Origin of the sequence: Serratia sp. JSRIV004, assembly GCF_019968705.1 — a bacterium.
GTDB classification, from domain to species: Bacteria; Pseudomonadota; Gammaproteobacteria; order Enterobacterales; family Enterobacteriaceae; genus Chania; species Chania fonticola_B.
In genome coordinates this window covers 5,010,016-5,030,685 of the sequence record NZ_CP074140.1, presented here as the reverse complement: position 1 = coordinate 5,030,685, position 20,670 = coordinate 5,010,016, and the positions used below count along the sequence as shown (strand labels likewise).

Below are 20,670 nucleotides of genomic sequence, written 5' to 3'. Positions count from 1 at the left end.
AAGATGAGTGTAAAAACACAATTTAGAGAAATGCAACACTGCCACTTTCTGCACTGGAAAGGTGCCGTTGCTGATGACTTGCTCCTGCTCTCTTTAACGGGTAAGGAGTCAATTTCTGCCCCTTTTCACTACCAGTTGCGCTCTTTGACCGAACTGGATGAAAAAGAAATAGCGGCTCTGCACGGGAAATCCGTGTCCTGCCAAATTGGCACAGAGGGAAATCAATGGCCTCGACGACATGTGCACGGTGTTATCACGCAGATCAATTGTCATCGAGACAGAGATAATCAGAGGCTGTGTACGTTAACGTTGGAACCTGCTTTCGCGCTGTTGCGCCTGGGCAGGTCGATGCGTATCTGGCAGAATATTTCAGTGCCGGATATCGTCAGCTCACTGCTCAGCGAGCATCACATCACCGCAGTAGATATACAATTGCGGAGCATGTACTCGAAGCGCGAATACTGTATGCAGTATCGGGAATCCGACTTCGATTTTATCTGCCGCCTTTTGGAAGAGGAGGGTATTTATTACTTTTTCACACATAGTGAAGCACAACATCAATTGGTTCTAGCTGACCATCCGTCTGGGCACCCCACAAGCTCCTCCACGCTGTGTTGGCATCACCATGGCAAAATACTGACAGCGGGGAATATTGACCGCTGGTCCTCGTGTTCCTCACTTATTCCCGATGCCGTAATGCTGACGGGGTATAACGCGCAACAAGCCGCCCGTATTTCACACAAGTTAACATCCAGGAGCGAATACCCTCGCGCTCATCACGTGACCCGCACAGACATTACGCCGCAGGGTGAACGCGACCAGGTTATTGGCATGACAAAAAAAATTATCGAGGCCTATGAAACCAACACCCGTTTTTTCGAGGCACAGGTAAATGCACATTGGCTCAGTTGCGGAGAAGTCTTCGAATTTACGGAGCACCCGACGGATAATGGCCGTTTTCGTATTCACGAACTGACTATCGATGCTACCAATAATTTTGAGCAAAAGACCAGTCACTGCAACAGCACGATCCACGCATTGCATGACAGTGTCGTTTGGCGGCCGATTTGCACCCATCAGTCAAGAGAGATTGCAGGCGTTTTGACAGCCAGAGTGGTGGGCCCTACCTCCGAAGAGATACACACCGACGAATATGGCCGTATCAAAATCCAATTCCCATGGGATAACGAAAACCAGCATAACCACACCAGCTCTTGTTGGGTCCGCGTCTCCCAGCCTTGGACAGGTAATCGATTTGGTGGGCAATTTTTACCGCGCATTGGCAGTGAGGTACTCGTCAGCTTTATTCAGGGTAATCCTGATTTTCCACTGGTCATTGGCACCGTTTACAACGGTGAGAATAACCCCCCCTTCCCCCTTCCGGGAGAAAAAAATGAGTCTGGGTTCGTATCGCGAAGCTCCAGCAAGGGCGGTATGGAGGAAGGGCATCGTCTGAGCTTTAACGATACGAAAGGCGAAGAGAAACTGACTATGACTGCCCAAAAAGACTTACAGCTGACGGTAAAAAATGACTGGACTAGCCTGGTGAGCCGTAAAGTGATTTGCAAAATCGGCGCCGATCGTGACACCGAGATTGTGGAAGGTAATGAGACTTTAATACTGAAAAAAGGTCATTTGCAGCAGCAGGTGTACGGTAATTACGCCCTCACAACCACGGGCTGCAGCATCAACACCAAAAAAGCCTGTGTTATCGAATCAAATCAATCGATTACGCTGAAAGTGGGTTCTTCCCAGATCGCCCTGACGCCAGTAGGCATCACTCTCAGTGGCAATATCATCAAAATCGACGGGGCTGCAATAACGGAGCTAAAAGGTGCGATGGCCCAGATTATGGGCAAAGGTATGGTGCGGATCCAAGGTGGGATCATCAACATTGGTTAAAGAATGACAATGTCAGAACATCTTATTTACCCCTCTGCCTGGGGCTCTGAAGCGTTACAGCTTGTCAACACTGGGCGGTGGGAACAGGCCCTTCAACTGTGGACAGAGCAGGTTGCCCCAGCCAGGTTATGTGTCTGGTTAGCCGAGATAGTTGCGCTAGAACAAGCGAGTGATGGCCAGTTGCTTGATCAAATACGCCGTTGGCCTGTCCAGAAAAGTGATGCGCTGCGATGGCGGATCTTTCATCTGGCGGAGGCTCAGGGTTTTGATACACCGGCAGGTGCACTTGGTCTTTCGTTGTTTTGGAGCGAGGGGAGTATGAGTCCGGAAGGACTTGAGCCGATTTTTCCCGTCCCTCAGCTTAGTCGGCAGATGTGCCATTGCATGTTACTTATGTGGGTTATTCAAAGCATAGATAACCCAGATGAAGGTGCACGTAATTTGTTAACACAATGGATTAATCAGGAAAATAAATAATGGCACAGCCCGCAGCCCGTATTTCAGATATGCATGTATGTCCCAAGGTATCCCCCGGTTTGCCTCCGATCCCACACATTGGTGGGCCCATCATCGCACCTGGTGTATCAACGGTACTGATTGAGGGACAGCCTGCTGCGACAGTCGGTAGCCTGGCTGTTTGTACCGGCCCTCAAGACAGCATCGTGGCGGGGAGCACAAAGGTGCTCATTGGTAACAAGCCAGCAGCTCGTCTGGGAGATGCTTGTGCCCATGGCGGCATAATTACCACCGGTTCAACTCATGTGCTACTGGGATAAACGATGTTATCAATTGAACTCGACATGACCGCGTTACTCTTGCCAATCACCCCGGAAAACCCTAAGGGTAACTGCCTTGAATATGAACCGATCTATGACGACATCCGTCAAGCGCGGGAAAGTGACCCAGACTATTTATACGACGGCGAATGGACGGCTTCAGTGCCACGCCGTGCTGACTGGGAAAAGGTGCATAAGCTTTGTTCACTGGCTCTGGTGCGTGAGAGCAAAGATCTCCAACTGGGCTGCTGGTTGGTTGAAGCGCAGACCCATTTACAAGGCATTGAGGGTATTGCGGTCGGACTGCGTTTTCTTAGCGAGTTTATGACACGTTTCTGGTTGCACTGTTGGCCAGAACTCGATGAGGAGGGCGCATCCATCCGTTACGCAAAGCTCAGCAGGCTTGACCGCGACATTAGTCAGTTTCTGTATACCTTTCCGCTTCTGCAGCATGAGTCATCTTCGCTGGCACACTGGCGCAAAGTGCTGGCATTTGAACAAAAGGTGTCTTTCAAGCCACACTCGCAAGATGAGTTGATCATGGCGGAAGGGGATTTCACGCTCGCGAGCTTTGAACTGCAAAGTGGCTCATTTTCAGTGAGCAACCTCAGGCCGCAGACAGAGCGATTGACAGGGATACTTGGACAACTCAACGAATTGGATGAGTGCTATGTATCACTCACCCAAGAGGAAAACCATACCCTCTTTAGTCAAACCCGTCAGACCTTAATCGATATGCTGAATTTTCTGCATCGTATGATGCAACAGTACATGCCTGTCGGCAGCGATGTGAGCCACGTGGATGCTATAGCGCCGAGCGAAAGCCCGAGCATTGATGTCATTACCCAATATAGGTTGCCCACTGACAAGCAAGGAATGTCGCGGAATATTGCCATCAGCCAGATGTTGGATATTGCAAACTTCTTCCGACAAACCGAACCCTCAAGCCCTGTCCCCTTCCTGATGGAGCGTGCTGCCCGTTGGGCAAATATGACACTGACGGAATGGTTGGATGAAATGCTCACCGACAGTAACAGCCTGCGTGATATTAACTATGTATTAAAAGGACAAGAGAATTCATGACTGTCCTAACTTCTTTATTGATGGTTACTCTGGTTTTTTTCCTGAGCGCTTGTGCTGATCCGCGTTCAGGACCGACGGAGCCTCAAACGATAACGCAAGCTGCAGCACCTTTTTCGGCAGGAGCAATCACACTGAATGTGACAGCTGAACCTGGGCTTAATACCTGGAACTGGATGGCCAACAGTTGCACATTACTAGTGATCCAGGCTCAGAACGCAAGTTCACTCAACTCGTTGCTCTCAAACCCGACACAGCTTAAAAACCTATTTGGTGGTGCTGTTGCTATGGACGATCTGTTAAAGGTTGACCGCTATGTCGCGATGCCAGGCCAGCAGACGACGTTGCATATTGACCGCAGTGCGAATACCCGCCAAGTTGCGATCGTGGCGGGTTATTACCCCTTCCCCAGAAAACAACACACGGCATTGTTGGCAATTCCTATCACCGCAGCCCGTCAGGGATGGTGGATGCCAGCGAGAGAGCCAACGCTTGCACCGCTGACAATAGGCATCACGCTGGGTAGCCACAGTATCACCCGCCTCAACGGCGCTGAATATAGCCCTGCAGTTCTGACATCGGTGGCTGACCTGTACAAATTGAACCACGCTGCAGCTCTCACTGAGTCAGCAAAGTAACAGAGGTAACATGTATTCTGAAGAGCAACAGGTTTATTGGTATTCAGGGCTTTACCTTCAGCCTCAGCATTTCCAGTCTATCGATTTACACCACAGCCATATGCTGGCGCGGCAGCGACAGCTTTCTCAGCCATGGAACACAGGGATTGTCAGTGTGGATATCCACCATGAAACTCTGGCAGATTTTGTACTGAAAATCGATAATCTACGTGCCATTCTGCCCTCGGGGCATTACCTGGAATACCCAGGTAACTGCCGGGTTGAACCCTACTCGTTTCGTGATACCTGGAAGGTGCGTGAAAAACCTTTCATGCTATGGCTAGCTCTGCGCCGTTTTGATCCCACGCAAGCTAATGTAGCTAATGATATGGCCTCTCATGCCCACAGCCGTTGGATAATCAGTAATAACGATGAGGTGATGAAAGATGTTTATCACCACGGGCCTGACAGCAAGATATCGCGGCTTGTTTACCATGTTCGCATTCTCTGCGAAGATGAAAAAACTAATGCGGGGGATTGTGAGTTTCTACCTCTGTTGCGCTTATGCCAAGACAATGACCGCGTGATACTGGATCCTGCATTCAGTCCGCCGGTTGTCACGCTGGGTGGCTTCCCAACACTCAAAAGAATGCTTGAGGGACTGTTCGCGGAGTTGGCCAGCAGAGCACACCGGCTCGAGGAGTACAAACAGGCGGAAAGACGAAGTGCAGGGGGACGTTCGGACAATCTGGTGCCGTTGTTGGTGATGCATTCATTAAACCGGGTACTCCCCCTGTACAACCACTATTGTAAAACACCAGCCTTACATCCATGGCACATGTATGGTTTGTTGACGCAATTAGTCGGTGAGCTTTCTTCTTTTAATGATATCTGTTCTTTTACGGGGGAGCCGACATTGCTGCCTTATGATCACTCCCGCTTAATGGACTGTTTCAACAGTGCGAAGAAGACGTTGATCACCCAGTTGAACGGTTTGGTACTGGAAAATAATACTTACATTTCCTTACACCCCGATGTTCAAGGTATTTTTCATGCCGATATTACAGCGCTGCTTACCCGTCCTTCTCAGTCGGTGCTACTGCTGTTGAATTCAAACACGCAGGGAACCTCTTCTTCATGGATCACTGATACCTCGGCCTTCAAAATTGCTCCCCGCCATAATATCGGCGGATTGATCCAGCATGCGTTGCCAGGGATCACGGTCACTATGATGACTACGCCACCTCGTGGCGTTCCGAACCCAAAAAATGTGATTTATTTTCAGCTTAATCAGAATGAATTGCTGTGGAACAGCGTCGAGCAATATCAGAATATTGCCTTTTACTGGGCTGAGGCACCGGATGATTTGCAGGTACAACTCGTGTTTATGGCACCGTCATCATGAGAGTACTGGATTGTTATCTCCCCGTTTTCACCTTGGTTACACGGTTTGAACATCAGACAGAAGACTTCTCTGATTATGACGATTTCCATCAGCAATGCATCAGGGTACTCGAGCAGGCCGTACAAGATGCAGGGCAGTTGAAACTTTCGGGCAGAGAAAGGGATGACGCGCTGTTTGCTGTGGTGGTTTGGCTCGATGAACGTATTTTATGTTCTGCACACCCCGAAAGCTCACGTTGGCGTACCAGCTTAATGCAACTCCGATACTTCCAGACTACCGTCGGCGGCAATGAATTCTTCAACCGATTGAATAAATTGGAAGACGTGCACCAACAGGTAAGGAATGTCTATCTGTTTTGTCTGCAACGAGGTTTTCACGGGAAATATGGTACACAGGATGCAGACGAACTTGCTACCGTGATTGAACAGCAAAGACAACGTTGTCTGCCCAAAAGCTGGCAGGCATGGCCTAACAATGAAGCGATCACACCAATCACTATCCCCCAACGTCGATCCCCCCTATTGGAAAGACATCGCATGGCGTGGGCGTTACTGACTATTACGTTGTTTTATGGCTTCCTTTTACTCGTTCAGACCCTTTATTTTTTATAAGATCACATGTTTAAAAAATTATTTGCTTTCGCAGGCTGGCTGCTGCTTTTATGCTTGATCCTGCTATTTTGTTTCATTGCGGGAATAGCGTTCAATTGGAAAACCACGACGATTTTTATCGTCTGGCTCAGTGTTCTCTTGGTTGCATTGATCTCATGGTCGTCTCTACTGTGGGTATCGTTAGTGATTAAAGAGAAAAAAATTCACCGTTACTTCCAGGCGTTCCGCCTGACGCACAGAGAAAAGGTCCTGTTCAAAAACTGGCGGTCCGGTGCGAGGACGGTCAGGCTCCTTCAGCGTAAAAACCGGTCGATCCCTTGGTATATCATGATGGGCGATCGGTGTGGTAAATCGTCACTCTTGACAGGAGCCAGCCTGCCGATGCTTTCAAGTCGCATGGAGGATCATGGTGTGGCCCCCACACAGACTTTTCGGTGGTGGTTTTTCCAACGCGTCTGTTTTCTTGACCTTTCCAGTCGTTTTTTAAGCGGCAAGGGCGAACTTGACCGGAGCTGGCTCCAGTTGGTCCGCTGGATCTCCAGGTTTTCTCCGCCGGCAGGGGTGGTGATCGGTATTTCTATCAGCGACCTGATGAATAACGACGCTAACGCGTTACAGTTTAAAGCACGCCAAATCCGTATTCAACTTGAGCCGCTAATCAGCAGGTTCAAGTATCAGCTTCCACTCTATATCACGATCAACCAGTGCGATAAGTATCCCGCCTTCAGCCACTGGGCCGGGCTTCTTTCCAAGAGCCAGCAACAGCAGGCTCTCGGGTATTACTGGCCTTTGCCACCTGACATAGACAGTAAAGATCTCACTACCTTACACCCCTTGTTTACTGCACTGAAAGAAGGGCTTGATCTTGCCCGTATTAGTATGGGAGGTGCACAGATGACGGTAGATAATCCGTGTGCACTGCTTGAGTTCCCTGAAAATTTTGCTCAATTACAGGCTCCATTATGGGGATTTCTGACATCCCTCTGTGAGCCTGACGCCTACTTTACCCAGGCAACGCTCGCAGGAGTGTGGTTCACCATCAGCGAAGAGCAGACTCAGAATCAACGTCAGCGCCCGTCGTATTTCGTTCAGGAACTGATTACCCATCATTTCGCCGCTTTTAGCCTTTCTCGCGAAGTTGTCTGGCAGCAAAGTAAAATGCGCAGAATGGCATTCACCTGCCTGCTGCTGTCGGGATGTGCAGGCGCATTGTGCTACAGTGCGATTAAAAGTGCTGCGCTTATGCACCATGATAGCTCGTTACTCGCACCACCCACCCTGATGGAACTGCTGCTGCGCAATGAAAGCCGCCATGATTCACCGTTAATCTATTGGCCATTCTCTCTGGTGCTTAATGAGCAGCATCAACAGGTTGAACAACAATGGGTGACAAAAGTATCGCCCCGCCTGTCAAACATACCGCAAATGATGGCCCGTTATCATCAGAGGTTCATGACAGCTTCAGCTGTGACCCAGCGCCAGATGGCTTTGGAGCTGGCACAAACTATCATCACCTTGCAAAGTATGGCAGAGGGCGCAACGCTTGAGGAGTTAGGGAAAAGGAACACCACAATAAGTGAATTGCAGTTAGTCTCAACGGATCACTCTTTATCGCAGCAGGAAAAATGGGCACTCCAGCGCTGGATGATACAGCAGCCTTCGGGTGCAGAACATATCGCCATGCTACGGCGCTTGCTGTCGACATTGCTCAGCCATGAACCCACCTTGAATTGGCTACTAGCACCGGAAACCTCGTTACCGGCTGTTCAGACCACAGATTTTTGGCCGCTACATATTCCATCCGGGAACTGGACACCAGAAGATGGTGTACGCATCAAGCATACGCCACGCCTATTGGCACCCGAAGCATCATTACCTGCTCTCCAGCTCAAGGATATTTGGCAACAAAATACTATGCTCTCGTCACTGTCCGGGGTCTGGACTCGTGAAGGCGACGTGCGTATCAGGCAGTGGGTAGCACTGCTCGATCGTGCGAGCCATTTAAAACAGCCCGATCCCCTTTTACTGCGTTTTGTTGAAACGCTTCCGGCCAAGCGTCAGGATGCTTGGAGGCAACTGTTGTTAGGCGCCTCACAGACGTTGCAAAACATCAAACCCCACTATCAATCTCAGAGTCAACTTATCGCCTTTAGCCAAGGGGAGAGTCCTGCTATGCGGTTTGCACAGCGTATTCGCGATGAATTGGCCGATATTCCGACAGAAGAGGCTCAACCTTGGCTGAACGAGCTGCGTCGGTTGGGGAGGCTACAATGGCTGAACGAGCTGCGTCGGTTGGGGAGGCTACAATCCATGACATCTGGGGGAGAGTCTCTTCTGAAACTACAAGAGACGGATACAAGGATGAGAAATGCTTTGGCGAGGTGGTTTCATGGCACAAAAAACCTTATACCAGCCCCCTCCTTGAACGAGCAGGCCCATGCTTGGGAGATGTGGCAGGTGGCGCTGAGTGCGGCGGCTCATAAGGCTCTTGGCACCGCCTCGTTGAGTTCAGATCTCACCAACGGCCTGTTTACGCCTGAGTCTGAGTTTAAAAACAGCAATCCATTGATTACGCTCTTCACAAACTACGAAAGCTTACGCCAAACTTTGAATCCGCAACGTCAACAGCTTGGTATCGATGCGGTCTGGGCGCTGTATAAAAGCGATGCCAGCATGCTGCTCGCTAACGCGGTAGCCCGTTCCAGTTGTTGGTTAAATACTGCATGGCAAAGCAACGTTGTCTGGCCGATGCGAAAGATCGCCAGTTCGCAAGACTACGCTTCTCGACGCAAACTTGCTTGGCAATATATCACCGACTTTATGCAAGGGCCGGCAAAAGGGGTGTTCATTGTTACAGACAAAGGGCCTCAACTGGGTGAGTTTAAGGGGCAAACACTGAGTGTTACGCCTGAATTCTTGAATTTGGTGCGTCATATACTCAGCACTGACGACATACTGAACCGTCAAGATCGCCAGAGCACGCACAATGATGACCGTTTGGCTACGCTCACCGAAGAGATTATGCAGCTCAAACAACAGCAAGCCGCGTTAGAGAATGAAGTACATAGTATTGATATTGTGAGTGAACCTGTAACCGTACCCGAGGGAACCAGGGTGTTTCCAACAGGCACACGGCTAACTCTGTGGTGCAAAGAGGGGGCAACCAGGTTTGACAGCATGAACTTTGCTGAGCAGATGCAGTTTACCTGGCAGCCAGGTCAATGCAACAGGGTCGATCTAGATGTCCGATTCCCGGATTTTGGCGTGCAATATCGTTATGATGGTGCTAGTGCCTGGCCTGATTTTCTTGAACAATTTAAACAGGGGGAAGTCCTGTTTGCTACTCAGGATTTTGATAAAAACGCTCATATGCTGGCTGAACAGGGTATCAAACATGTGTTGGTCCGTTTCAAGCTTTCTGAGCAGCAACCCTTGCAGCAATCATGGAAACAGTGGCTGGAGATAGAACATTTGATTGACGAGCTGATGCAGCAAAAACAGAAAGTTAGCGAACAGGTTCAGAGACAAAAATCTGGGGATGCCTTCTTGGGCAAACTCTCCCTACTTCCAGATAATGCGGCAATTTGCCGATGACTTGTTTATAAGGGGGAATTAAGACCGTTAAATTTTAATATGAACAATGAATGATTGCAGGCATCCAAGCTTGTTGCTTTGAAGAAGGACAGCATGTAGTAGCAGAATTTTGTTAACAATATGAATTCGCCGTTTGGTTACGTTGATACTGATTCCAAAAATTGTTTCTGTATCCGAGTGTAACGCTCATTCAATCAATGAGAAGCCTAGCTTACTAAAGCTACTTCAAGATGCGGACCGGTGGCAACTGAGCCCCTAATCTAAAACGGATCGTTCATTGAGGTGGGTCAATATGCGTTATAAGGGAGAATAACCAATGATTTATCACAAATTGCTTGTAATCTTGCGCGTTGCTACCGTGGTGTGATGTTGCTTGCTTAAAGGCTTCTGAGTTAGCCCAGTAACCCACCAGATCACAAATGAGCGTGATTTGGTCATTTTTACACATTATTTTTACTTTAGTGTTACAAAGTAGAGTGCTAATGTATCTATCAGTAACTGAGCAGCTATCTAGTGTAACCTGGAGAAAAAATTAAGGAACACCAAGTAATCAATCAGAGAATCCAATACTAGTAAGAGCTTCTAAAGGATGGCGAGAAACTTTCCTGCTCCGGGCTTATTTTAACCTTAAACTTGGTTAACAATTCATTATTAAGTAAAGACACTTAGCGAGAGGTTCGTCACGTGAGATTTACACAACCTAGTTTGTTCTCTACGACTTTACTATCATTATTTGCCATTTCAAATGTGGCAATTTCCGCAAGCCAGACGTATTCAGTGACGCTAAATAGTTCAAGAGTGATATATAAAGAAAGTCAGAAAGGTGGTTCGACCATCACTGTAAAGAATGAGCATGATTTCCCTATATTGATCCAACCGACTGTGATAGCGGAAGATAAAAAGGCTTCGGCACCGTTTGCGGTCACTCCGCCATTATTCCGGTTAAATGGCAAACAGGATAATACTCTCAGGATAGTCTACATCGGTAAAACACAAGCTGCCGAACGCGAGCATTTATACTGGTTGTGTGTTAAAGCGATTCCTCCTGTAGAAGAAGATGATGACAATGCAGCTAAGAATGATGCTGTGAGTTCCAATATTCAGATTTCAGTTAATAATTGTATTAAATTACTGTATAGACCTAAAAACTTAGGTGGCCAAAACCAAGATAGTTTGGCTAAAGGGCTTGATTGGGAGTGGCGAGAAGGAAAACTTCAGCTTAAAAACACTTCGCCATACTATGTTAATTTTTCGTCAATAAAGATTGATGGTGTAATTGTGCCAGATGTGAGTTACGTTGCTCCTTTTGCTTCAGCACAATTTTCATTACCAGAAGGCGCAAAGGTAGGTGGAAAAGTAACATGGCAATCGATAAATGATTTTGGCGGGCAGAGTGTTCCTGCTGATGCTGTAATACGTTAACAGAGCGAGTTAAGAGGAAAGATATATATGGCTAAAATAATGGGTAGGCACTGTGAAAAAACACTTCAAATGAATACTGGCCTAGAACTGAGAGTAAAGGGTTACCTGTGTTGCAAACTTACGCGCTCTAACCGTCTGCAAAATCATTTATCCACGGGGCCACCTTAAAAGGAACTCCTGTTCTAACTGTCATTCTACAAGCTGATTTAGAACCTGGTTCACCATTGCAGTGGTGAACCAAGGAAGAAAATTAGCAGTTGAATGGATGTTTTGGCGAAATCAAGTCTATTGACTCTATTCGCTGTAATCTGAGCTTGATATTATATCAAAGGACATCTAATGTTTAAATCAAAAGTTGCATTACTTATTGCTGGTCTTTCATTTTCTGTTGCTTCAATGGCTGCTACCCAGATTGGCACGAACAGCACCCTGAATATCGAGGTGCCAATTGCTGCTCCTTCTACGCTGACTTCTGTATTTGAACCAGCAGCTGACTTGATTGCAGGGGCTGTATCTCCTGGTACTGTGCTTGGTAACATCCACTTAGTGACTACTGGCGCAGGGAATATCAACACGGTTAAAATTGTCCCGAACAATCCCGCTGCGACTTTCTCGTTGAGTGGTTCAACTTCCGGTACATCTTTACCTATCACTATTGGCGCCATGACTGAAGTTACATCGAGCATTGCCGATGGTAACACTACGTCGACAGTCGTGAGCCCGGCACAAGAGCAGTATCTAACGGTTTATGCCCATGGTACGCCAGTTGCAGATGTGTTTAGCGGTACCTTTACTGTGTCTGTATTTAGCGCTTAATTTTTAAGTAAATTAAGAGCGGACTGCTATTGCAGTCCGCTCTTGAGGTAAATTGTATGAAAAAAAACTGCGCCTCGCTACTCGCGATTTTGGCGTTCCCACAGTTCAGTTTTGCTGAGCCTATTGGAGCATCACCATTAAAAATCGAAGTTCCTGTTGCAATGGCAACGTATATGGTTGCTCAATATATTCCTGGCCCTGCGCATTCGAGTACGACGTTGTCAATTGGGGATGTGTTAGGTACGTTGCAAGTTTCTACAAGTGTGAGTACACCAATACAGAAGATTACCATTACACAACCTGGTAATCGCAGTAACTATTACCTTAAAAACCCGACCAGTCCAAATAAAAAGCTGCTGTTCACAATAGGAGCTACACCATCACTTAACCACTTACTCACTGGTTTAGTGACGTCAGCGAATGTTTCTTCTGTTAGTGAATTAGATCTCCCATTGAAAGTTGCTCAAAATATGACTGCACCGCCAGGAGTATATAAAGGTACATTTGTTATTTCCATATATGGCGATTAACGCTCTGTATCAGCTTAGGACGCATTAATCCTCTTAGTATTTATTGAGGTATATTACATCAGGGAATTAAGTGTATACAATTACTTACCTGGCCAGTTTTATGTGTTCTCTCTGTTCACTTTCACATAATTGTTGATGTGCTAATTAAAAAATAGGTCGATGATATTTAAATGAAATTGTTCTAGGTATATTACTCAATAATAGCATTTTGAAAAGGTCTTATGCTAAATGTCCATAATCATGAACATTGTTTTTTCTATGGATTGGAGGAGATGTGAGTAAACGCCGGTTGGATCAACTCTGTCCCTCGTCCAATCTTACCCTATTAGTGTTACTCACCGGTATCTACAGTGGGCCGGTGTTGTCCGAAAAAACCTACCGTTTCGACCCTGCTTTGCTTGGTAATCATCAAGCTGATAGCGTAGACATTGCGTTATTCAGTGAGGATGGCGCCCAGTTACCCGGCCCCTATCGGGTTGATATCTTTCTTAACCGCAAACGGGTGGACTCACGTGAAATAGTGTTTGTAGCCAAGAAAGGAAAGAAAGAACTATCCCCCTGCTTTAGCAGGGAAATATTGCTAAGGTACGGTGTGCTGGTTGACGACTACCCAGAAATGTTGACAAAAGAAGACGAAACTTCTCAGTGCATAGACCTCAGTGCCATTACAGGTGTAACCACTCAGTTTGATTTTGCACGCCAGCAATTGAAACTCAGCATCCCTCAAGTAGCATTACGGAAATCGACCTCAGGTCAGGTGCCTAAAGAGCTCTGGGATGAGGGGATTACTGCCTTTCGAATGAATTACTTGCTTAATGGTCGGCGCATGATGCCGCGTGATAGGCCGCAAAGCACAAATCACTACGCTAATTTACAGTCCGTGCTGAATTTAGGAGGCTGGCGAGTACACAATTTTTCCACTTGGCAACAAAGCAGTAATCAATCAGGTGCATGGAAAATTGGTCAAACCAACGCCAAGAAGGGGCTGTATCATCTCGATAGCCAACTCGCGCTGGGGGAATTCTATACTTCGCCTAACCTGTTTGACAGCGTTCCCATTTTGGGGGGGCAGATCATATCGGATGATAATATGCGGCCCTACAGTGAGCGAGGATATGCCCCGGTTATTCGTGGGATAGCTCGCACTAATGCGCGGGTTCAGGTAGAACAGAATGGAACTATCATATATACCGGCACTGTATCGCCAGGGGCTTTCGCTTTGAATGACCTGACCGCAGTAAGTAGTGGTGGTGTTCTCAATGTCACCGTGTATGAAGAAGACGGCAGTGTACAAAACATAGTAGTGCCTTTCGCCTCGTTACCGATATTCTTACGCCAGAGTGCATTTCAATACGCAATTACCGCAGGACGATACTGGCCCATGCCCACTAATGATGATGAAACTCCAGGATTTGGGCAAGTGACTGCGATCTATGGTTTGCCATGGAACATAACCGCTTATGGAGGAGTACAAAGTAGCCGAGATTATTTGGCAACAACTTTTGGCGTTGGTTCACTGTTGTGGCATTTGGGAGCCCTATCTGTGGATATGACCGAGTCTCAGGTGAATTGGCAGGACGGGGAGAATGAACGGGGGAAATACTGGCGGTTACGCTACAGTAATTCGCTGGCAGCTACGGGAACCACTTTTTCACTCAGCCGGCTACAGTACGACTCTATGGGTTTTTGGTCATTGGCTGAAGTAGTGAGCGTTGGGGATAGCGATAGTGTCAAAGTGAATGAACGCCAACGGGATCAATTCAGTATTCAGGCTAGTCAGCAACTGGCTAGGTGGGGGAGCGTCTCGCTCACCTGGCTTAGAGAGGGATATTGGCAGCAGGAGCTGAACCGGGAGTCGTTCGGTCTTTATTATGGTTCATCATGGCAGGATATATCCTGGGGGGTAAGTGGTACATTGAATCGCTACCCAAACGATAGCATCAAGGATAAGACAGAGCGTTTGGTCAGCCTGAATATAAGTATTTCATTATCGCGTTGGTTGAGTAATGCCTCACTCAGTTACAGTCTGAATCACTCATCATTCGGCCCTGCTAATCATTATATGAGTCTCAGTGGTTTAGCCCTTGATCGACAACTGAATTGGGGGGTACAACAAAATATCACTGAAAACCGTCAACAGAGTAACAACAGTAGTGCAAATCTGCGATACCGGGGAGGATATGGCGAGGTGAACGGACGTTATGGTTACAGTTCCGACAACAGAAGCTTGGATTATGGTGTAGCGGGGAGTGTATTGGCACATGGCGCTGGAGTGACATTGGCACAGCGTCTGGGGACGACAGTAGCATTGGTAGAAGCGCCAGGCGCAGCTGGGGTTGCTGCCCAATCCAGAGCCGGGGTGAGGACTGACTTTCGCGGATACACTGTTTTTCCTTCCTTGCAGCCGTATAGTGAAAACCGGATCGCACTGGATCCGACGACGGTGTCTGACGACGCGGCATTGGAGTCGTTCGATATGCGGGTGGTGCCAACCGAAGGTGCTGTGGTACGGGCCAAATTCGCTACCCGAAGCGGTGCTCGCGCGTTACTGACACTAAAGCGCCCAAATGGCAAAGCAATCCCTTTGGGAGCGATTGCTAGCTTGGACTCGGATAAGGCTGAGGGAAACGCCGGCATGGTTGGGGCTGAAGGACAGGTGTATCTTACTGGTATCCCAGAGCAAGGTAGCCTGCGTGTGCAGTGGGGGAAAGGTGATCACCAGCGTTGTTTGGTGGATTATGAGTTATCTATGGAAAAGAACCTGGCAGGTATGTATGAGATACAAGGCATTTGCAAGTAGGGAAGGGTAATGCCGAGACAATATATTTTTTCTCTGTTGAAAGATGTTAATAAACTTGAGTTCCCTCGTTGGCTCATGAATGATAGTTTTTATCAGACTGCACATTTTTTTAGTAAAAAAATTGAAAATACTAGTAATATCCAGAATAAAAATGAAAAAAAGAAAGTATATGCCATTGCATATCTAGTAAAATTTTTTATGACATGATGTGCTTTACCACTTTTGTGTGTATTCATACTCGGCATACTTTAAGTAATAATGTAAAGAAATGGAAGCTAATGGATTGTTCTTTTTTAATCATTTGGCATCATTGACATTTAGGCAGGCGTTGGCTTTAATTGAAGGGTGATAGACAAATTCAAATGAGTATTTGAAAGGTGAGAAAATGAAAAAATTAAAAGTATCAGGCTTGTTATGTATTCTATTATCATCTGGCCAGGCCGCTTTTGCGGTTGATGGTACAATACAGTTCACCGGTTCTGTAGTACAAAGTACTTGCCAATTAGCTTTAAATGGCGCTGGTATGTCAAATACAAACGCAACGACAATATCGTTTGACCCGATAGGTACCGAGTCCTTCTCAACTGCAGGAACGTTAGCTGGAGATTCAAAAGTATTGACGTTCACAGTCAGTTCTTGCGGTACTACTAAACCTAATAACCTTGAGGTGATTTATCTGACCGCCGCTGGTGGTGCTGCTCCATCAACCGCAAACACTGTACCTAATACAACAGCGGCAGCATCAGCAACAAATGCCGGTATTGCGATTACCCGTAGTGATGGTACAACGTTTGTCAAATCCGGTGATTTGTTGCCGCTAACCCCTACCGTGCCCCTCAGTTTAGTTGCACAATATGTTTCAACAGCTATCCCTGTTACTCCCGGTAGCTATACAGGAACTGTACAGTTAACAATGACCTATTGAGAAATGGATATGCACTCACATATTCCTTTGGCATTTTTGGGTCTTGCTTTTTTAGCCTCACTTGCATTGCCAAGTGAGGCTGAAGCAACAGTGATTATCAATGGAACACGGGTTGTTATGGATGGTAACAAAAATGAGGCAGTGATTACCGTTCATAACCCTGATGAGGCGGTATATCTAGTGCAATCATGGGTTGAAAAAAAACCCGGTGATACTCAGAAGACGCCTTTCTTTGTAACACCACCGCTTTCACGCATTGACCCTGGTAAAATAAATACATTGCGTATTATTCTCACTGAAAAGTCGCTCCCTGATAGTAAGGAGTCATTGTTCTGGTTGAATATCAAAGCTATTCCGTCGCTGCCTTCTTCTGGGGGGGAAGAACCAGACCAATTGATATTTATAGTGAAGAATGTTCTTAAGGTAATATATCGACCGGCATCGCTTTGGGGGAAAGATACAGAACGGAATCCTGAAAAGCTAGAATGGATTTATAAAAATGAGTTTATAGAGGTTAAAAACCCTACGCCTTTTGTTGTGAGCTTCAATAAGATTGCTGTTGATGGACAGGAGGTGGATGACATTAGCTATATCCTGCCTTTTTCATCCTCAAGAATAAAACTGAGAAAAAATAAAAGGCCTAATATGCTTACTTTTTCAACTGTAAATGATTATGGTGGCGAGAGTGCTACTTATACTCAAAAAATAATTCAACTCCCTTAGGTTGCATAGCGTGCTGAATAATGAAAAGATTAACCTGTAGTGTTTCTCTTGTGCTTTATTTTGTTCCTGTTTGTTATGCTGGATATTCGTTCAAACCTTCAATGCTGGGCAACGTGAACAATGCAGCCAATATAGATCTTTCCTTATTCAGTGATAACATTCTTTTACCCGGTGAGTACAAAGTGGACTTGTACGTTAATGGTAATTACTTAGGCAAAGAGATATTCAATTTTGTTCTGAATGAAAAAAAATTAACTCCGTGCATAACCAAACGGCATCTTGTTAATTTTGGTATTAAAGAGAAAGGGATTAATACGGTAACAATGTTGAATCAATCCTGCATTGATATTCGTTCCCTTCAAGGGGCTGGGGTAACGTTTGATCAGAACAGGTTACAGCTGATGGTCTCTCTCCCTCAGAAATACCTTTCTCGCACCGGCAGAGATGTTTCACCTGCGTCTTACAATCAGGGAGTCAACGCCCTGCTGTTAAATTATAACATCAGTGGGGTAGAAAATATTTCTCATCAGTTGAACAATGCCGGAGGGAATACTTTATTTGCCAATCTCCGTCCCGGTATTAATGCAGGTCCCTGGCGGCTGCGAAACTACACGACATGGCGTCAGGATGATAAGGGTGACGAATGGAATACTGTCTATAACTATGTTCAGCGCGACATTATACCGCTTAAATCACGCCTGTTGTTTGGGGATGGGGTGTCAGGATCAGACGTTTTTGATGGTATTTCGTTTCGAGGCGTGCAGATGAGCTCTGATGAGGGGATGCAGCCAGCAGGGTTGCAAGGGTATGCCCCCGTTGTGCGCGGAATAGCACGAAGCAATGCCGAAGTAGTGATCCGTCAAAACGGTTTTATTATTTATCAGGACGTCGTCCCGCCAGGTGCTTTCGAGATCAACGATCTTCATTCAACAGGATCCGGTGGTGATCTTAATGTCACCGTTAAAGAAAGTGATGGTAGTGAACAGCATTTCATTGTCCCCTTTGCCTCATTACCGGTGCTGATGCGTGAAGGCATGTTTAAATACAACCTGACCTCCGGCCGATTCCGTTCCTATGATTCTTCCGCTGAAAACTTTTATTTTAGCGAAGTATCAGGTAGTTATGGTGCGCCCGGCGGTCTGACTGTTTATGGTGGTATTCAGACCTCTTCCCCTTACACTGCAATCTCAGCAGGAGTTGGCAGCAATCTGGGGGGCGCTGGCGCTGTTTCGGCAGATGTGACTATAGCAAGATCAAAAACAGGCTATGGCGACACAGTAAATGGCCAGTCATTGAGGCTGAGGTACAGTAAAAGTATACCAGAGAGCGGGACATCGTTTTCTGCGGCTAGCTATCGCTACTCAAGTAGCGATTACTATAATATGTCAGAGCTTTTTGATACTTATACAAATGACATGGATTGGGTCAGTCGTCAAAAACGCCGCAACCGGACAGACCTGACGCTGAGTCAGCAACTGTGGAAAAATGCCGGATCCTTAAATCTGAGTGTTGTGAATGAAGATTACTGGAACAGTAATGATGTGTTTCGTGGTTTTCAGGTCGGGTATTATAATAGCTTTAAGACGGCTAATTTTTCTCTGAATTACAGCCGTACATTAAATCAACACCGAGCTAAGGATGACTCATTATCGTTTAACATTTTTATACCGCTAAAACTTACTTCAGGATCTATCGGGTATAATATGATCCGCAACGGTAAAACGCTTGCTCAAAGCGTTGCATTAAATGGTACAACATTAGAGGAGAGGAATCTTAACTGGAGCATACAGCACGATCTGCGTCGCGCCTATACGACCAGCGCAAATTACGATGGCCCTTATGCCATGATGAATTTGGGTTTTTCTGATAATGATTATCAAAGGCGTGTGAATTATTCCATGTCCGGTGGTGTAGTGGCCCATGCTGGCGGTATAACAGCAGGCAAGGTTTTGGGGGAAACGGTAGCACTTGTTGATACCAATGGAGTCAGTGGTATAAGAGTGAGTAACTTCACGGCAATTAAAACGGACCTAAATGGTTATGCTATTGTTCCCTATGTAACACCCTATCGTGAGAATGATATCTACCTTGATGTCCTTTCTGCTAATCAATATGATTTTATTGACTCCGTAAAAAAGGTGATTCCAGCTCGTGCTGCAGTTGTAAAAGCCAATTACAAAGTACAAGGGGGACAACGGGCGCTTTTCACTCTTTCGACTAAAGATGGGTTTGTACCGTTTGGTGCACAAGTTTCTCGGGTAGTGGAAAGTACACCGATAATAGACACGGTTGGGGAGCAGGGGCAGGTATATCTGGCCGGTCTTGATGAGTCTGGTAAGTTGCAGGTGAAGTGGGGCGCTGAGGTGAAAAAAATCTGCTATGTTGATTATTTACTCTCTGAAGATCACCTCAATGCTGGAATTTATTTCCTATCATCAGAATGTCGAAGTTAACATCTGGCTATTGTCACATTAATTATTTTAAGATATAAGGTGATATGGTGATTACATTTTTCAGACTCATCTCTTTATTGTCTCTGTTGGCAATGCCCTGCTTTTCTTATGCCATACAGTGTTCTTGGAATGGCGGGCAGTATAATACTGTTCCAAATAGATATTCGTTTAATCTGTCTGTAAATGTTAATAGCCCGCAAGCTTATAATACAAGTGGTAATAATTTATTGAATCTATCAAATTTTAATAATGTTATTTCCTGCAAGGCAAGCTCAGGGACCGATGCTTTGACTCTCGTTGGTGTCGGGAGTATGGTTGGTAGTACTTGCACAGGGAGCCCAGCAAGCTGTGGCATCAGTGGGTGGGTGATTGGTAGTAGTGGTTCTCCTGTTACTGTCACAGGAGCACTGGGTATGAATACACCTGTTTATACATATAATACTAGTGCGCAAGGAATTCCTTTATATTTTGGCCTATATATGACGCAAGGGAAGTCATTAAATATTGCATCAGGACAATCACTAGGCCAATTTAATTTTGGGGTGACAAATTCTGGGGGAGGTACATCAGTTTTTACTATTAATGCAGTAGCAGGGAATTCGGTAAACTTGAACCTAAATACATGCTCTGTGCCTGTAGTAACAACGGTGACATTGCCTACTGCGATGATAAGTCAGAGTGTTGGGGCCTTTGGAACGCCTGTATCTGTCAATCTCCCTATTGATTGCTCGAACGTAGTAGGAAAACTTTCCCTTAAATTATCTTGGGCAGGAGGGACTAATATTATACCCAATACTGCTACCACTAGCCCGGCAGGAGGTGTGGGTATAATATTAACCACAAACACGAATGTCCAGATAAATAATGGCCTGGTTTTCCCTCTGCAAAATTCCAGTTCAAATAATATCTCTTTCAATGCTGGCTATTATTCATCCGGTGCACAGGCAACGAGTGGGGCTGTACAAGGGACAGCAAATGTTGATATTATTTATAGATGATGCTTCCCAGTGGTAATC

The 20,670-nt window shown here is 46.2% G+C and carries 16 protein-coding genes; all 16 read left to right on the top strand.

Features of this window, described 5'->3' with window-relative positions:
- The first annotated feature begins 3 nt into the window (after positions 1-3).
- The 16 genes from KGP21_RS23890 to KGP21_RS23815 all read left to right on the top strand — a co-directional run bounded on the left by KGP21_RS23890 (position 4) and on the right by KGP21_RS23815 (position 20,652).
- The gene (locus tag KGP21_RS23890; RefSeq protein WP_223498380.1) at positions 4-1,902 is read left to right on the top strand and encodes a type VI secretion system Vgr family protein; all 1,899 of its coding nucleotides are present in this window, start codon (positions 4-6) and stop codon (positions 1,900-1,902) included.
- 9 nt (positions 1,903-1,911) lie between these two features.
- Positions 1,912-2,379: a hypothetical protein gene (locus tag KGP21_RS23885; RefSeq protein ID WP_223498379.1), complete on the top strand. Its 468-nt coding sequence runs from the start codon at positions 1,912-1,914 to the stop codon at positions 2,377-2,379.
- Positions 2,379-2,678 (top strand): PAAR domain-containing protein, encoded by a 300-nt coding sequence (locus KGP21_RS23880; RefSeq protein ID WP_200863884.1) that lies wholly within the window; start codon positions 2,379-2,381, stop codon positions 2,676-2,678. The genes KGP21_RS23885 and KGP21_RS23880 overlap by 1 nt, the downstream gene beginning before the upstream one ends.
- Before the next feature lie 3 nt (positions 2,679-2,681).
- Positions 2,682-3,761: a type VI secretion system protein TssA gene (gene tssA / locus KGP21_RS23875; protein WP_223498378.1), complete on the top strand. Its 1,080-nt coding sequence runs from the start codon at positions 2,682-2,684 to the stop codon at positions 3,759-3,761.
- The gene (locus KGP21_RS23870; RefSeq protein WP_223498377.1) at positions 3,758-4,396 is read left to right on the top strand and encodes a type VI secretion lipoprotein TssJ; all 639 of its coding nucleotides are present in this window, start codon (positions 3,758-3,760) and stop codon (positions 4,394-4,396) included. Before tssA ends, KGP21_RS23870 begins: the two co-directional genes overlap by 4 nt.
- Before the next feature lie 10 nt (positions 4,397-4,406).
- Positions 4,407-5,780 (top strand): type VI secretion system baseplate subunit TssK, encoded by a 1,374-nt coding sequence (tssK, locus tag KGP21_RS23865; RefSeq protein ID WP_223498376.1) that lies wholly within the window; start codon positions 4,407-4,409, stop codon positions 5,778-5,780.
- Positions 5,777-6,391, top strand: coding sequence for a DotU family type IV/VI secretion system protein (locus KGP21_RS23860; protein WP_024530838.1), 615 nt, complete (start codon positions 5,777-5,779; stop codon positions 6,389-6,391). Before tssK ends, KGP21_RS23860 begins: the two co-directional genes overlap by 4 nt.
- A gap of 6 nt (positions 6,392-6,397) precedes the next feature.
- The gene (locus tag KGP21_RS23855; RefSeq protein ID WP_223498375.1) at positions 6,398-9,985 is read left to right on the top strand and encodes a type VI secretion protein IcmF/TssM N-terminal domain-containing protein; all 3,588 of its coding nucleotides are present in this window, start codon (positions 6,398-6,400) and stop codon (positions 9,983-9,985) included.
- A 684-nt stretch (positions 9,986-10,669) separates the two neighbouring features.
- Positions 10,670-11,407, top strand: coding sequence for a molecular chaperone (locus KGP21_RS23850; protein WP_223536372.1), 738 nt, complete (start codon positions 10,670-10,672; stop codon positions 11,405-11,407).
- A gap of 339 nt (positions 11,408-11,746) precedes the next feature.
- On the top strand, positions 11,747-12,223 hold the full coding sequence (locus KGP21_RS23845) for a hypothetical protein (protein ID WP_223498373.1): 477 nt from the start codon (positions 11,747-11,749) through the stop codon (positions 12,221-12,223).
- Between the two features lie 56 nt (positions 12,224-12,279).
- On the top strand, positions 12,280-12,753 hold the full coding sequence (locus KGP21_RS23840) for a hypothetical protein (RefSeq protein ID WP_223498372.1): 474 nt from the start codon (positions 12,280-12,282) through the stop codon (positions 12,751-12,753).
- A 361-nt stretch (positions 12,754-13,114) separates the two neighbouring features.
- Positions 13,115-15,553: a fimbria/pilus outer membrane usher protein gene (locus KGP21_RS23835; RefSeq protein WP_223498371.1), complete on the top strand. Its 2,439-nt coding sequence runs from the start codon at positions 13,115-13,117 to the stop codon at positions 15,551-15,553.
- A gap of 385 nt (positions 15,554-15,938) precedes the next feature.
- Positions 15,939-16,478 carry a fimbrial protein gene (locus KGP21_RS23830; RefSeq protein WP_223498370.1) on the top strand — a complete coding sequence of 180 codons (540 nt, stop codon included), beginning with the start codon at positions 15,939-15,941 and terminating at the stop codon, positions 16,476-16,478.
- Between the two features lie 9 nt (positions 16,479-16,487).
- Positions 16,488-17,201, top strand: a complete 714-nt coding sequence (locus KGP21_RS23825; RefSeq protein WP_223498369.1) for a molecular chaperone — start codon at positions 16,488-16,490, stop codon at positions 17,199-17,201.
- A gap of 20 nt (positions 17,202-17,221) precedes the next feature.
- Positions 17,222-19,654, top strand: a complete 2,433-nt coding sequence (locus tag KGP21_RS23820) for a fimbria/pilus outer membrane usher protein (protein WP_223498368.1) — start codon at positions 17,222-17,224, stop codon at positions 19,652-19,654.
- Positions 19,655-19,701: 47 nt separating this feature from the next.
- A complete protein-coding gene (locus KGP21_RS23815) occupies positions 19,702-20,652 on the top strand; it encodes a fimbrial protein (RefSeq protein WP_223536370.1) in 951 nt (316 codons plus the stop codon).
- Positions 20,653-20,670: the final 18 nt, after the last annotated feature.

Coding starts and splice junctions, on each gene's coding strand:
- KGP21_RS23890 (WP_223498380.1), top strand. CDS start 4: ATGAGTGTAAAAACACAATTTAGAGAAATGCAACACTGCCACTTTCTG.
- tssK (WP_223498376.1), top strand. CDS start 4,407: ATGTATTCTGAAGAGCAACAGGTTTATTGGTATTCAGGGCTTTACCTT.
- KGP21_RS23860 (WP_024530838.1), top strand. CDS start 5,777: ATGAGAGTACTGGATTGTTATCTCCCCGTTTTCACCTTGGTTACACGG.
- tssA (WP_223498378.1), top strand. CDS start 2,682: ATGTTATCAATTGAACTCGACATGACCGCGTTACTCTTGCCAATCACC.
- KGP21_RS23820 (WP_223498368.1), top strand. CDS start 17,222: ATGAAAAGATTAACCTGTAGTGTTTCTCTTGTGCTTTATTTTGTTCCT.
- KGP21_RS23830 (WP_223498370.1), top strand. CDS start 15,939: ATGAAAAAATTAAAAGTATCAGGCTTGTTATGTATTCTATTATCATCT.
- KGP21_RS23870 (WP_223498377.1), top strand. CDS start 3,758: ATGACTGTCCTAACTTCTTTATTGATGGTTACTCTGGTTTTTTTCCTG.
- KGP21_RS23885 (WP_223498379.1), top strand. CDS start 1,912: ATGTCAGAACATCTTATTTACCCCTCTGCCTGGGGCTCTGAAGCGTTA.
- KGP21_RS23825 (WP_223498369.1), top strand. CDS start 16,488: ATGCACTCACATATTCCTTTGGCATTTTTGGGTCTTGCTTTTTTAGCC.
- KGP21_RS23845 (WP_223498373.1), top strand. CDS start 11,747: ATGTTTAAATCAAAAGTTGCATTACTTATTGCTGGTCTTTCATTTTCT.
- KGP21_RS23855 (WP_223498375.1), top strand. CDS start 6,398: ATGTTTAAAAAATTATTTGCTTTCGCAGGCTGGCTGCTGCTTTTATGC.
- KGP21_RS23880 (WP_200863884.1), top strand. CDS start 2,379: ATGGCACAGCCCGCAGCCCGTATTTCAGATATGCATGTATGTCCCAAG.
- KGP21_RS23840 (WP_223498372.1), top strand. CDS start 12,280: ATGAAAAAAAACTGCGCCTCGCTACTCGCGATTTTGGCGTTCCCACAG.